The sequence below is a fragment of the Clostridium tertium genome (assembly GCF_017873245.1).
Lineage (GTDB): Bacteria > Bacillota > Clostridia > Clostridiales > Clostridiaceae > Clostridium > Clostridium tertium.
Genome location: NZ_JAGGJY010000002.1, coordinates 376,651 through 390,737, shown reverse-complemented (window position 1 = coordinate 390,737; position 14,087 = coordinate 376,651). Strand labels below are relative to the sequence as shown.

At 26.2% G+C, this 14,087-nt stretch carries 12 protein-coding genes; 11 read left to right on the top strand and 1 reads right to left on the bottom strand.

The features are described from left to right. The 9 genes from rbsB to J2Z25_RS04695 all read left to right on the top strand — a co-directional run bounded on the left by rbsB (position 1) and on the right by J2Z25_RS04695 (position 9,099). On the top strand, positions 1-915 hold the full coding sequence (gene rbsB, locus J2Z25_RS04730) for a ribose ABC transporter substrate-binding protein RbsB (RefSeq protein ID WP_209738755.1): 915 nt from the start codon (positions 1-3) through the stop codon (positions 913-915). A 73-nt stretch (positions 916-988) separates the two neighbouring features. Further along, the gene (locus J2Z25_RS04725; protein ID WP_209738753.1) at positions 989-1,987 is read left to right on the top strand and encodes a LacI family DNA-binding transcriptional regulator; all 999 of its coding nucleotides are present in this window, start codon (positions 989-991) and stop codon (positions 1,985-1,987) included. 17 nt (positions 1,988-2,004) lie between these two features. Next, complete coding sequence (locus J2Z25_RS04720; RefSeq protein ID WP_142690766.1) at positions 2,005-2,817, top strand: transketolase; 813 nt, start codon at positions 2,005-2,007, stop codon at positions 2,815-2,817. A 12-nt stretch (positions 2,818-2,829) separates the two neighbouring features. Continuing rightward, the gene (locus J2Z25_RS04715; RefSeq protein WP_035285407.1) at positions 2,830-3,753 is read left to right on the top strand and encodes a transketolase family protein; all 924 of its coding nucleotides are present in this window, start codon (positions 2,830-2,832) and stop codon (positions 3,751-3,753) included. Between the two features lie 358 nt (positions 3,754-4,111). Continuing rightward, positions 4,112-4,534 carry a hypothetical protein gene (locus J2Z25_RS04710; RefSeq protein WP_209738751.1) on the top strand — a complete coding sequence of 141 codons (423 nt, stop codon included), beginning with the start codon at positions 4,112-4,114 and terminating at the stop codon, positions 4,532-4,534. A 500-nt stretch (positions 4,535-5,034) separates the two neighbouring features. Beyond that, a complete protein-coding gene (recQ, locus tag J2Z25_RS04705) occupies positions 5,035-6,798 on the top strand; it encodes a DNA helicase RecQ (RefSeq protein WP_373205450.1) in 1,764 nt (587 codons plus the stop codon). Between the two features lie 339 nt (positions 6,799-7,137). Next, positions 7,138-7,713 carry an accessory gene regulator B family protein gene (locus J2Z25_RS04700; RefSeq protein WP_209738749.1) on the top strand — a complete coding sequence of 192 codons (576 nt, stop codon included), beginning with the start codon at positions 7,138-7,140 and terminating at the stop codon, positions 7,711-7,713. Beyond that, the gene (locus J2Z25_RS18770) at positions 7,710-7,838 is read left to right on the top strand and encodes a hypothetical protein (protein ID WP_280915676.1); all 129 of its coding nucleotides are present in this window, start codon (positions 7,710-7,712) and stop codon (positions 7,836-7,838) included. The genes J2Z25_RS04700 and J2Z25_RS18770 overlap by 4 nt, the downstream gene beginning before the upstream one ends. Before the next feature lie 10 nt (positions 7,839-7,848). Then, positions 7,849-9,099, top strand: a complete 1,251-nt coding sequence (locus J2Z25_RS04695; protein ID WP_008680295.1) for a sensor histidine kinase — start codon at positions 7,849-7,851, stop codon at positions 9,097-9,099. 130 nt (positions 9,100-9,229) lie between these two features. Here the strand turns inward: J2Z25_RS04695 and J2Z25_RS04690 are convergent, their stop codons facing one another. Beyond that, the gene (locus J2Z25_RS04690; RefSeq protein WP_342451339.1) at positions 9,230-10,357 is read right to left on the bottom strand and encodes an MFS transporter; all 1,128 of its coding nucleotides are present in this window, start codon (positions 10,355-10,357) and stop codon (positions 9,230-9,232) included. A gap of 10 nt (positions 10,358-10,367) precedes the next feature. On the opposite strand from J2Z25_RS04690, the gene J2Z25_RS18765 reads away from it, so the two are divergent. Beyond that, positions 10,368-10,499: a hypothetical protein gene (locus J2Z25_RS18765; RefSeq protein ID WP_280915672.1), complete on the top strand. Its 132-nt coding sequence runs from the start codon at positions 10,368-10,370 to the stop codon at positions 10,497-10,499. A 311-nt stretch (positions 10,500-10,810) separates the two neighbouring features. Further along, the gene (locus tag J2Z25_RS04685; protein ID WP_209738747.1) at positions 10,811-13,837 is read left to right on the top strand and encodes a DEAD/DEAH box helicase; all 3,027 of its coding nucleotides are present in this window, start codon (positions 10,811-10,813) and stop codon (positions 13,835-13,837) included. Positions 13,838-14,087: the final 250 nt, after the last annotated feature.

Here is a 14,087-nt window from a genome sequence, read left to right as displayed (position 1 = left end):
ATGAAAGGTATAAAAAAGATATTAGCATTTTCTCTAGTAGCTATAATTTCAATGAGTTTCTTTATTGGATGCTCAAATAGAAAGAGTGACAAAAAAGTTGGAATAGTTTTATCCACTTTAAATAATCCTTTCTTTGTCAGTATGAAAGAAGGAGCAGAAAAAGAAGCAGAAAAGCTAGGATTTGAATTAATAGTATTAGATTCACAAAATGACCCAGCTAAAGAAAGATCTAATGTAGAAGATTTAATACAACTTGGTGTAGTAGCTTTATTAATAAATCCAACAGATAGCGATGCTGTTGTTAAATCAGTAGAAGTTGCAAATGAAGCAAATATACCAGTAATTACTTTAGATAGACAATCAAATGGTGGAGAAGTTACAAGTCATATAGCTTCAGATAATATAAAGGGGGGAGCTATGGCAGCAGAATTTGTTTTAGAAAAGCTTGGAAGTGAAGCTAATATAAATGTAGTTGAACTTCAAGGTATTCCAGGAGCATCAGCAACTAGAGATAGAGGAGCAGGTTTTCATAGTATCTTAGATGATAAAACAAATGTTAAGTTTGTTTCAAGTCAAGCAGCAGATTTTGATAGACAAAAGGGTTTATCAGTAATGGAAAATATACTACAAGGAAACTCAGATGTTCAAGTAGTATTTGCTCATAATGATGAAATGGCTCTTGGAGCGGCTAAGGCTATTGGAACAAGTAATGTTAAGGCAATGGTTATTGGTTTTGATGGAAACGAAGATGCCTTAGATGCAGTTGAAAAAGGCGAAATGATTGCAACTGTTGCACAGCAACCAGATTTAATTGGTGCATTAGGAGTTGAATTAGCATTAAAAATATATAATGGGGAAGCTGTAGATAAAGAAATTGCAGCTGATTTAAAAATTGTTAGTAATCAAAATTATTAGTAAATTTGTCAAATAAATATTAGTAAATTATGATATAATCTTATATGTAAGACTGCAATAAGGAGTGGAATTTATGAGCAAGGTAACTCTTCTAGATATCGCAAAATATGCAAATGTATCTAGGACCACAGCATCGATGGTATTAAATAATAAAGATATAAATGTGTCAGAAGAAACAAGAAATAGAGTTTTAGAAGCAGCAAAAGAACTTAACTATATACCAAATTCATTAGCAAGAAGTTTAAGTACGAAAAAAAGTTATACCATAGGTTTTGTTATTCCAGATATAGAAAATCCATTCTTTGCAGAGATGGCAAAAGCTATTGAAATAGAAGCAGAAAAACATGGATATAGTATAATCTTATGTAATACATTCAATAGTAGTAGAAAAGAAGAAGAATATATAAGATTATTGATAAGCAAACTAGTTGACGGAGTAATAATCGTAGCAAGTGGTAAGAAAAGTAATTCTATAAATATGCTAAAATCTAATGAAGTACCATTTGTTGTTGTTGATAGGCACATTGATGAAGAAGAAAATGTAAATGGTGTCTTTTGCGATAACGAAGAGGGAATAAAAATAGGTTTGGATTATTTAATAGGAAAAGGATATAAGAATATAGCTTTTGTAGGAGCAACTCAAAATGAAGTAAGCTCAAATTCAAGACTTAGATACTTTGAAAAAATATCTGAGGAGTATAATATTTTTAATGAACTTTTATTAGAAGAGGATGAAATTTCATTACAAGGGGGAATAAATGCAACTGAAAGACTCATGGTGAAAAATAATAATATTGATGTAATATTTTATAGTAGTGATATTATGGCTATTGGTGGAATTAAGTGCCTCATTAGAAAAGGCTTAAAAGTACCAGAAGATATAGGAATATTAGGTTATGATAATATAGGAATATGTTCTTATATAGAACCAGAGTTAACTACAATTGCACAACCAATTTATAATATGGGAAGGGAAGCTTTTAATTTATTAATGGATGTTGCAAGTAATAATAGTAAGGAAAATATTATTAATTTAAAACCGTATTTAGTGGAAAGAAAAACAGTAAAATAGATTAGGTGGTGTAAAATATGAATAAAGAAAATTTAATTTCTATCTCTAAGAATGTTAGAAAAAATATAATAGAAATGCTTTGTGAATCAAAATCTGGACATCCAGGTGGATCATTATCTTGTGCAGATATATTAACATATTTATATTATGAAAAGATGAATATAGATGTAAGCAATCCTAAGTGGGAGCAAAGAGATAGATTTGTATTAAGTAAAGGACATGCAGCTCCAGCACTTTATTCAGTGTTAGCTGAAAAAGGATTTTTCCCTAAGGAAGAATTAAAAACTTTAAGAAAAACAGGTGGATTACTTCAAGGACATCCAGATTCTAAGCATGTTCCAGGAGTTGATGTTTCAACAGGATCACTTGGACAAGGAATATCTAATGCTGTAGGAATGGCTTTAGGATTAAAAGCTCAAAATAATAATGCTAGAGTTTATGCAGTATTAGGAGATGGAGAACTTCAAGAAGGTTTAGTTTGGGAAGCTTCAATGGCAGCTGCTCATTATAAATTAGACAACTTAGTTGCAATAGTTGATTTTAATGGATTACAAATAGATGGTAAAAACGAAGAAGTTATGGGAATTAGTCCTTTAGATGAAAAGTTTAGAGGTTTTGGATTTAACGTAATTGAATGTGATGGACATGACTATGAAGAATTAGATAAAGCTTTTAAAAATGCAGAAGAAACAAAGGGCAAGCCAACTGTAATAATAGCTAAAACAGTAAAAGGTAAGGGTGTTAGCTTTATGGAAAACCAAGCAGGATGGCATGGACAAGCGCCTAACAAAGAACAAACAGAACAAGCTATTACTGAAATCATGAAGTAGGAGGTATTTATAATGGGTAAGGCAACAAGAGAATCATATGGAATGGCTCTAGTAGAATTAGGAAAAGAAAATGAAAAAGTTGTAGTTCTTGATGCAGATCTTTCTAAGTCAACAAAAACATGTGATTTTAAAAATATGTTTAAAGATAGATTTTTTAATGCAGGTATAGCAGAGCAAAACTTAATGGGAATGGCAGCAGGTTTTGCTAATGTAGGAAATATACCATTTGCTAGTACTTTTGCAGTATTTGCTACAGGTAGAGCATTTGAAGTAATAAGAAACTCAATATGCTATCCAAAAATGAATGTTAAGATAGCTGCAACTCATGCAGGTATAACAGTTGGAGAAGATGGTGGTTCACATCAATCTGTTGAAGATATTGCACTTATGAGTGCACTTCCAAATATGACTGTAATAGTACCAGCAGATCATAGAGAAGCTATGCAAGCTACAAAAGCAGCAGCAAATTTTGTAGGACCAGTATATTTAAGATTTGGTAGATGTAATACAGAAGATATATTTGACGATAACTATAAATTTGAAATTGGAAAAGGTGTAGAGCTTAGAGAGGGAAATGACGTAGCTATAATTGCTACTGGAATGATGGTTCAAAAAGCAATAGAAGCATCTGATAAATTAAAAGAAGAAGGAATAAATGCTAGAGTTATTAATATTTCTACTATTAAGCCAATAGATAAAGAGTTAATAATAAAGGCAGCAAAAGAAACAAAAGGAATAGTTACAGCTGAAGAACATTCAATAATAGGTGGACTTGGAGCAACAGTTTCTCAAGTTGTAACAAGCAATCATCCTACAGTAGTTAAAACAGTAGGAATAAAAGATACATTTGGTGAATCAGGAACTCCTGACGAATTAATGAAGAAATATGGCTTAACAAGTGATGAAATAATAAAAGCTGTAAAAGAAATTATTTAATATAGGATTAAAATAAAGGTTTAACATTTATATAATTTACTTAAATGGAAAAGATACCTCAATTTACATAGGTATCTTTTTTATTGTATGGGGAAATATAATATTATTAAAATTACAATCAGTTATGAAAAAAGAGTTAATGATAATAAGTAAAACTTATAACTTATGATTAAGTCAAAAAGGTTCATTTAGACAAGCCTTTGTTAATAATTGCATTAAAATTAATTTTGGAACAACTATTAAATTCTAATTTTCATATTAAATAGAAAATATATTTTTTATTTTTAGAATACAATTTAAAAATTTGCAATATTATGATAAATTATAAGTAGAGGAATTATTTAGGGGGACAGTCGTAATGGATGTTATAATATATAGACTAGTTTTAAATTACTTAGATGAAAAAGTAACAAGTGACCTGAAGGATGAATTTATAAATGCATCATTACATTTTAATATAAATAATGATATTTATAAAGAGTATTCACCAGTACAAATTGAATGCATGATAAATAAAATATCATCAGAAGAAATAATAGATTATGTTGAGTTATGTTCAGTATATGGCTATATATTATGTAGAGCTATAGAACAAAACAAACTTAATTCTGAAGATAGAATAGAAGTTCTTCAAATAGCTTTAGAAATAAGTAATTCAATTACGAATTATTTAAGAGGGACAATAAATGAAAATGAGTTATTTGGAAAATTGTTAAATATAACAAAAAAACTTAATTTAAATAAGGAACAAAATGAAAATGTAATTAAAATGTTAAATTAAGATTTATGTAAAGGTTAACGTTATATTTTGCGAAGCAAAATAGTGAAGAGTGAAATAGTTAATAGGGAAAAAGTTAAGGAGAAAATCCTTACAGGATTTTTTAAAATAAAAGGTGCTTTGCACTTATAGATTAAATTTTGCGTAGCAAAATATCCTAAGCTTTTTACTCTTTCACTCCTAATTTTTCACTAATAAATTGCTTCGTAATTTACAACTAAGGCGAAGATAAATAGATATGTAAAGAAGTATTAGATATATGCTTATTTCACAGTCTATTTATCTTCGCTATTGTTATATTACGGCAGAAATAGCGAAGAATGAAGAGTGAAAGAGTTAAGGGAAAAATTCTAAGGATTTTTGAATGTAAAATGCTTTGCTTAACTTCAATTTAAGTTTTGTATAGGAAAAACATCCACAATTCTTTCATTTTTTCATTCTTCATTAACAAATAGTGTTTTAATAGTTAAAAAATATGGTAGAATTTTAAGGAGAAAGGAGTGATTAACATTATGAATAAAGCAATGGAAGTTTTAGAAAAATACTTTGGATATAACTCCTTTAGAGAAGGGCAAAGTGAAATAATATCAAATATTCTAAGGGGAAGGGATAGCCTTTGCATTATGCCAACTGGTGGAGGAAAATCAATTTGCTATCAAATTCCTGCTTTAATTTTTAATGGAATTACTTTAGTTATATCTCCTTTAATATCTCTAATGAAGGATCAAGTTGATTCAATTAATGATATAGGAATAAAGGCAGAATATATAAATAGTACTCAAAGTTTAGATGAAATAAAAGAAATATTAAAAAGATGCTATGATGGAGAAGTTAAACTTTTATATATAGCACCAGAAAGATTAGAAAGTGAATACTTCAATAAGATGTTAAGAAAGCTTTGGATAAGTCAAGTTGCAGTAGATGAAGCACATTGTGTTTCTATGTGGGGACATGATTTTAGAAAAAGTTATAGATATATAGCTCCTTTTATAAAAAGCCTAAATGTTAGGCCTGTAGTTACTGCATTTACTGCTACGGCAACTACAGAGGTAAGAAAAGATATTTTGAACCTTTTAGAACTTATTAATCCATATTCATATTTAGGAAGTTTTAATAGGGAAAATTTATCAATATGCGTACATAAGGAAGAAGATAAAGCTGAGTTTGTAAAAGATTATATAAGAAATCATGAAGAGGTTTCAGGAATAGTTTATTGTGCAACTAGAAAAGAAGTTGATGCTTTATACTATTACTTAAAAGAAAGAGGAATAGAAGTAGTAAAGTATCATGGTGGATTAAAAGATGATGAAAAAAATTATTATCAAGAAGAGTTTTTAAAAGATAATTTCAATGTAATGATTGCAACAAATGCCTTTGGTATGGGAATAGATAAGTCCAATGTAAGATATATAATACATTTTACTCTATGTAAGAATCTTGAAAATTATTATCAAGAAATAGGTAGAGGAGGCAGAGATGGAGAAAAAACAGAATGTCACCTTCTATATAATAGGGAAGATATAAGAACATTAGAATATTTAATATACACTACAGTAGGTAATACGAGAAAAGAAATTGAAATAAAAAAACTACAAAGTATGGTTGATTTTTGTGAATCTGATAAATGTTATAGAAGCTTTATTTTAAATTACTTTGGTGATAAAGATGCAAAACCTTATTGTAATAACTGTAGCAACTGTTTAAATAATGAAGAACTTAGAGATTTTACAATAGAAGCTCAAATGATTTTATCATGTGTATATAGAACGAGAGAGCAATATGGAATTTCAGTATTAGTTGATATCTTAAGAGGATTTAAAGGGCCTAAGATAATTCAAAATAATTTAGATAAGTTAACTACATATGGAATCATGAAGGAATATAGCAGTAAATTCATAAGAGATTTAATTAAAACTTTATTAGACCTAGGATATGTTAATTTAAAAGAGGGGACATATTCAATGCTAAAATTAAATCCTAAATCAATTCGAGTATTAAAATCCCAAGAAAAAGTTATTTGTAAGCTAAGTGAAGATATTGAGGAAAAGATTGAAAATAAAGACTTATTTAATAAGCTAAAATTGTGGAGAAAAGAAAAAGCTAATATTCTAGGAATAAAACCATATATTATATTTTCAGATTCAACTCTTATTGAACTTGCTAACAAAGTTCCAAAAGATAAAGAGGAATTGCTAAGAATTAGAGGGATGGGAGAAAAGAAATTTGAAAAGTATGGGGATGAGGTTTTGAATATAATAAATAAATGATTGTATAGAAGTCTTTTAAGCATTGAAAAACTTAGAAGTTTTTTGATTGTATTAAAGTAGAAAAATATTATGGAAATATGCACATAAACTATACAATTGTATATTAGATCTATCTATTATCATGTATAATAATAGATAGAAGTTATGAAAATTATATTTTGGATATAGAAAGATATTTAGAATATATAAAGTTTGCTTTATTAATTAAATGTGAATTATATTCAATTAATAAATCTAAATTATATGATAAATAGAAATAAAAATAAAAATTTAAAAATAATATGTAGAAATATTGTACTGCGTACCTTTAGTATGGTAAATTAATAAGGAATGAGTTATATGATAGAAAAATTAATATATAGATTTGTTGACAGTTTAAGTGAATATAATAATTATAATGAAGATCAAGTTGAACAAATAAAATATTCTCTAAAAGTTATAGTATATGAACTAATAAAAATAATACTTTTAATCATAATATTTTCAATTTTAGGATATTTTAAAGAAAGTTTATTGATTCTTTTTATAATGTCAATTACTAAGCCTTTTATTGGCGGTTATCATGAAGATACACAATTAAAATGTTTTACTGCAACATTGATTTTAATAGTAATTATAATAATTTTATTCGAAAACAATAAATTAAATTTAACTAGTTCAAGTATATTAAATTTTATTAGTATATTTTCTATTTATAATAAGGCACCAATTATAAATGACAAAATGCCTATTACAAGGGAAGACCTTATTAGAAAAAATAGAAAAATTGGAATTACAAATGTAGTATTGCTTGCTCTATTATCACTTATTATGTTTAAAGTTAAGTGGATTTCACAAATAATAGTTTGGACTATTTTAGTACAAGCTATATTAATGTTTAATAAATATAAATATGTAGGAGGGAAAGGTAAATGAAAATGAAAAAGTGTCTAGGATCATTAATGTTATTATTGTCAGCAGTTTTAATAAATGTTGGTCCTACATCTGTAATGAGTGTAGGTGTAGAAGAAATGCCAGATTCAATTAAAAAACTAAGATAGGGGACAAAATATGCTTACTGGATTGATCGATATCATAATTAGTATTATTCAAAGTGTTATGTTTATTATTGCATCAAATTATTGTGTGAATAAACAATATAAAAAAAGTAAATTACAATTAATTATTTTAATAGCAATAACATCATTTTTTGTAATATTTAGTACTTATTTATTAGGAAATTCAAGTTTAGGAATAATAGTAATACATATTGGACAATTATTATTAACAAACTTAATGTTTAAAGATGATAAATTAGGAGCTACTATTGGGTTTAGCATAATATATTCAATAATTGGAATAAGTGCTAATTTATCCTTTGTAATATTTACAATATTTAATAATATTTCAACTTATGATAATATATATGCAATTATAATAATTTTGTACTTTCCTCAATTTATTATTTCATATTTTGTATTAAAGAATATGAAGTTTATTCATAAGATAAATTTGATAATTAAATCAAGAGTTTCGTCTATAATTACTTTAATAATAGGAACTGTAGTGTTTGATTTTATAATGTCATTTTCACGTATTATTAGTGATAAAGACAATCCAGTATTCAAAGAAATAATTTTTGTATTATTAGGTGGATTTATTATTTTTATTGCTTGGCATTTTATAAATATAGATAAAAATTCCAAGCAAGTATATATATTAAATGAAGAATTAGAAAGTAAGATTAATGAACTAAAAAAAATAAAGCATGATTATGGTTCACAGATTTCATATTTGTATGGAGCATATCTAATGAATAATTATGAAAAATTAGGTGAGTTATTAAAAGGGATAATAGAGGGAAATGATATTTCAACTCAAGTGAAAGTTTTAAGCACTGAGGATTCTATTATAGCTCAAGTAGTTAACTCAACTGATTTAAAAGAAGTAGATGTTCTAATAGATGAAAAGGCTGAATTAAAAGATACTAATATAAGTGAGTTAGAACTTCATAAAATTATTTCTAATATAGTAAGAAATTCTATAGAAGCATTAAAAGGAAGAGGGTTATTAATGATTAATAGTTATTACTCTTATAATCATGTTATAATAAGCCTTCAAAATAATGGACCGGAGATTGATAAGAATATAATTGATAGAATTTTTGAAGAAGGATTTTCTACAAAGAAAAATAAAAATGGAGATAATGGATTTGGATTACATATAGTAAAAGAAATAGTTGATAAAAATAATGGACATATTAGTGTAACAAGTAATAAAGAAGTAACTAAGTTCGTTATAAAACTACCTTTACATATTTAATAGTGATTTAATAGTAAAAAATAAAACATACATAATATAAATAATTAAAAATAGAATGAAAATAATTACTTTAATAAAAATAAGGGGGAAGCTTTTGGACTTCTCCCTTATTTTTATATATTATTAAATTTTATTTTTTATTAATTCCAGACAGAATTATTCCAATAATCAATAATATAGGAAATATGCTTGAGAATAAAATTCCAATCTTTATATTATCATTAAAAATACTAGATAATCTACCTACAATTGTTGGGCCAAGTGAGCATCCTACATCTCCTGCAAGTGCTAAAAAAGCAAACAGTGCAGTTCCACCCTTCTTTAGTATTGATGAAGATATACTAAAGGTTCCTGGCCATAAAATACCAACTGAAAATCCACAAATACCACAGCCTATAAGAGATAATAATGGCCAAGGTGATAGGGAAATAATAATATAGCTTATAAAGCAAGGCAAACTACAAAATATCATTGATAGTTTTAGATTTATTTTCTCGCCTAATTTGCCATATATTGTTCTAGATATACCCATCATTATTGCAAAAAACATTGGACCTGCTAAATCACCAAGAGCTTTATTACCATTAAGGGTTTTTTCTGCAAAAGTAGATGCCCATTGACTAACAGACTGTTCACTTGCTCCAGCACATATCATTAAAAGTATCATTAGCCAAAATATTTTATTTGAAAGTAATTCTTTAACTGTTAAACTATTTTCACCCTCTTCTATTAAATGCAAAATAGGAATTTTTATAAAAAGAAAAATATTAAATATTGGTATTAGGGACCAGAATATTGCAAGGTACTTCCAATTTAAAATTCCAAATACACTAAAAAATATTGTTGATATTAAAACTACAGAAACGTGTCCCCAGCAATAAAAAGAATGCAATAGGCTCATTGCAGCTTCTTTATTATCTGTTGGACATGCTTCTACTATAGGACTTATTAAAACTTCAATTAATCCACCACCAATAGCATAAATCATAACCGAAATTAGTAGTCCAATAAAAGGATCGCTGAAGATTTCTGGAAGAATAGTTAATGATATTAGTCCTAGTCCAGCACAAATATGAGCTATTATTACAGAAAGCCTATAGCCTATTTTATCTATAAATCCAGCAGAGAGAAAATCAATTAATAATTGAAATCTAAAATTGAAAGTAACTAAAAAAGTTATTTTTGATATTGGAATATTATAAGATGATTGAAAAGTTAGAAATAATAATGGAATAAAATTATTTATTATTGCTTGCACAATATAGCCAATGAAAGAAGATATTCTGGAAGGAACTTATGGGTTTAACTTCTTTTTTAGTAGAAATACTATTGAGCTGGGAAACTATGAAAATGAAGAAGAAGCATTAAAAGAATTAGATGAAATTGAAGATTTTTTATAGAAAATCCTAATGGAATTTATAAGATGCCAACATATGCAAATACAGATAAAATTAAATAAATATGATAGTATAAAGTTAATATATTTAAAGAGTTCTAGCATGTATTAAAATAAAAATTATAATTTAATACATTATAGAACTTTTTTGTTATGTTAAGATTTATAATATAAAAAGAAAAAATATATGCTTTTAATTTTGCTACATTACTTCAATAAGTCTATTAATTATTAACGGCATAAAACATTAATGATGTAGATTATTAATTGAAACATATATATAATATTAAGTATTCTAAAAAAGGAGGGGTGTATATGAATTTAAAGGCTATGATGGACTCAGTTTTAAAGATAAGTTCTAGTATTTCAAAGAATAATGGAATAGATTTCTTTAGCAAGGGGTTAGTATCTAAGGTTGTAAGTAAAAAGATAAATGATACTTATCATATATATGGGAGAGTTTTAGAAAATAAAGATGAATATAGCACTCATTTAAAGTTTGATTCCAATAATAAAATAATTGATACTAAATGTAGTTGCAATCAATTTGAAGAAAATAGTAAGGAAATGAAGAATTATTTTTGTAGTCATTTAGTAGCAACTATGTATAGATTTTATTATGCAATATTAAATAATAAAGAAAATATTAAAAAAGAAAAAAGTGAAATTAATAAGAAGCTATTGAAATTAGATATAAAGATAAAGCAAGTTAAAGTAAATAAAAATGAAGAATATTATTTGGAGTTTAGATCTGGAGAAGAAAATACAATTGCAGTAGAAGCATTAGGAAAATTTTTATTTGATGAAAATAATAAGTTTAATGAAAATGATACTTTAATAATAGATTTTTTAAAGGCAAAATTTAAAGAAAATAAAAGTAGAATTGTAAATAGTAGAAGCTTTGTATTATATAAAAATGAAATTAGAAGCTTTTTGAAGTTAGTAGATAACAATAAGAGTATAGTTTTAACTTATGATTATATGAACTATAATTCAACTATTTATAAAGAAGATATGCCTTTAATTTTTACATTAAAGAAAAAGGGCGAAGCTTTAATAGTAAATCCTCAAAAGAAAAGTACAATACCAATCGATGATAAAAAAAGTGTTTGGATATATGATAAGAAAATATATTTACCTACAGAAAAGCAACTAAAATATTATAAGGCAGTTTATGCTAAGTTAGCTAAAAAAGGTAATTTGATTTATAAAAATACAGAAACTAATTTAACAAAGTTATTATTTATATTAGGTGAAATTTCAAAGGATATAATTATAGATAAAACTGTAAAATATGAAATAAATAAGGTTAATACTCCAAGATTTTATATAGAAAAAGAAAATGAAAATATATATTGTAGCATTGATATAAATTATGCAAACAGCTTAGATGGACTAAAAGATAGTAGAGCTAAAGAAAAAATAGAAATGGAACTTGAAAGATATAAGTTTATAAAGCATAAAGATAAATTTATATTTATAGGAAATGATGAGGATAAATACATATTACTAAGCGAAGGCATAAATCATTTAAATAAAATTGGAATTGTAACTTTATCTAATAAATTTGGTGAAATAAAGCTTATAAAATCTAATAATATAAGAAGTGAAATAGAAGAAAAAGATGATTATTATAAGTTTGATTATAAGATAGATGGGGTAGATTATAACGAAATAGCAGAAATAATGGAACGAATAAAAAATGGAAGTTCCTTTTATAAAACTAGAGAAAATAATTTCTTGGATTTAAATGATATGGAAGTAGTTGAATTTTTTAAAACAATAGAAGAGTTGAATTTATTTAATAATGTTTATAAAGAAGAAATATATGTGGATAAATTTAATTTATTGCATTTAGAAAATAAGATAAAAAATAAAAGAATTCCATTTATAACTGGAGAAGAAAAAATAAATGAATTAATAGATAATTTGAATAATAAGGAAGAAAAACATGATGTTCCAAAGGATTTAAATGCAAAGCTTAGAGATTATCAAATTAAAGGATATAATTGGCTAAAGTCAATAGAAAACTTAGGCTTGGGTGGAATATTAGCTGATGATATGGGGCTAGGTAAAACTATTCAAACAATAACTTTATTAATTTCAAATAAGAATAAAAAAAGTTTAATTATAACTCCAACTTCTGTTGTGTACAATTGGAAAAGTGAATTTGAAAAATTTGCAGATACTTTAAATGTAGGAGTAATTCATGGAAGTGTTAGTGAAAGAAATAAAGTTAAAGATGAATATAAAGAATATGATGTTTTATTAACCACTTATGGAACTTTAAGAAGTGATTATGAATGGTATGAAGATAAAAAGTTTGATTTTTGTATAATTGATGAAGCGCAAAATATTAAAAATAAAAAATCTAAAATTTCAGAGTTAGTTAAATCAATAAAAGCAAATTGTAAATTAGCTTTAACAGGAACACCAATAGAAAATAATTTGCTAGAATTATGGTCAATATTTGACTTTATAATGCCTGGATATTTATATAATGAAGAAAGGTTTAAAGGTGAGTTTTTAAGTGGAGATGATGAAAGTTTAAAAGAACTTAAAGAACTGATTTCACCATTTATACTAAGAAGATTAAAAGAAGATGTACTAGATGAATTACCAGATAAAATAGAAAAAGAATACTTAATACCAATGACATTTAGTCAAAAACAGATTTATAATTCATATATGAAGGAAGTTAAGAAGAAGATTAAGGAAAATAAAAAAATCAAAGACAATAAAATCGTTATATTATCTTATCTTACAAAATTACGTCAGCTTTGTTTAGATCCATCTTTATTAATAGATGATTTTAAAGAAGAAAGTGCAAAAATAAAAGCAGTTAAGGAAATAATAAAAGAAACTATAGATTCAAATAAAAAAATAATTATCTTTTCACAATTTACATCTGTATTAAAGAAGATAGGATATAAACTAGAAGAAGATAATATTAGCTATTTATATTTAGATGGAAGTATTAAAGCAAAAGAAAGAATAAGTTTAGTTGATGAATTTAATAATAGAGATAAAAATATATTCTTAATTTCCTTAAAAGCTGGTGGAGTTGGATTGAATTTAACTTCAGCTAGTGTTGTAGTCCACTTTGACCCTTGGTGGAATCCAGCAGTTCAAGATCAAGCAACAGATAGAGCTCATAGAATTGGTCAAAAAAATATAGTTGAAGTAATAAAGCTTATATCTAAAGATACCATTGAAGAAAAGATTATAAAGCTTCAAGAAGAAAAGAAAGAATTAATTAGCAAAATAATAGATGGAGATACGTTGAGTGGAGAAACGTTAAATACAATAACAGAGGAAGAACTACTAAAACTATTTAGCTGATAGTTAGTTATAAATTGCTAATATAAAAGGCTACGATAAATAGATATGCTCCATAAGCCAAATAGCTTAGCAAAGAAGTACTAGGCTCGGAAAAACTGCTATGCCAAGAGTTTTGGTTAACTCGATGCTCTCAAACAAACCAACAACACTAAGGCCTAGTAGTTCTTCCTTCACCAAGTCCTTCTAATTGCCCGCTATATGCTTATTCCGCATATTCTATTTATCTTCGCCAACTTATATTTATCATTTA